Genomic DNA, 967 nt, shown 5'->3' with positions numbered 1-967 from the left:
GGTAGCGACATCTTCATTGATCACCACTTTAGATATTTCGGGTTCTTCCGCATCAGACGGGAGATTCCGGACCAAGGATACCTGTTCCTTTACCTGATCGAGGGCAAGTCCCATGTCTGTGCCTTCATCGTATTCAAGGCTGATCACAGCGCTTGCTTGATACGAGGTCGACTTCATCTCTTTCACGTAATCAAGATCGCGTAATTCCTGTTCTAAGGGCGTAACAATGGACTTAGCAACGTCTTCAGCACTGGCTCCCGGCCAAATGACACGCACTGTAATATAATCGGGCTGAAATGAGGGGAGAAATTGTGTGTTGAGTTTGAGCAGAGATACCGCTCCTGCGATCAGCAGTATCAGCATCAACAAGTTAGCGGCAACACGGTGCTGCGCGAACCGTCCGATTAAATCGTGCTTGTGTTTCCCTGTGTCGAGCGCCATTACTTAACCACCTCCGCGCCTTGAATAGAAACTTTCAAGCCATTGATGGCTTTGGGTAGCTGGGTGGTAATGATTCTGTCGCCATCCTCCAGTTGGTTGCTGCGTACTAAAATTCGGTCTCTTTGTGTATCGCTATACAAGTTACCAATGATGTCCACGTTCAGTGATTCAAGTCGGTCATTGACCACTTTAAATACGAGGTTAGTGCTATAAATTGATGAGATAGGGAGGGCTATGACGTCTTGTTGCTCTGGTAACTTCATGACTAGCTTAACGCTCTGATTAAGCGGGATCTGGGATGAATCCTCGGCTGAGAACCACGCATCATGGCCGCCATGGCTTAGATTGGCTGAGTCTGACAAACGATCCAATACGAAGTTTTTGTTTTTGACAACGGCATGCACTTTTTCTCCAATTGCTATTGCCGTGCTAACTGAAGCTAAAACGCTGTTCGGGATTTGAGCTTTGTATTCGACCTTTGCTGTATCAAATATAGTGGCAATGGTTGCACCTGCTTGTACACGCT

At 46.9% G+C, this 967-nt stretch carries 1 protein-coding gene and 1 pseudogene; both read right to left on the bottom strand.

All coding sequences use genetic code 11. The annotated features are described in order from the left end of the window. A partial coding sequence (locus A3739_RS05895) for an efflux RND transporter permease subunit (protein ID WP_197472096.1) occupies positions 1-441 on the bottom strand: 441 nt, incomplete at its 3' end. Beyond that, a pseudogene (locus A3739_RS29455) lies at positions 441-967 on the bottom strand (hypothetical protein); the annotation flags it as partial. The pseudogene A3739_RS29455 and the gene A3739_RS05895, both read right to left, overlap by 1 nt.

Source organism: Oleiphilus sp. HI0067 (assembly GCF_001635735.1).
This window is presented reverse-complemented; position numbering and strand designations above follow the sequence as displayed.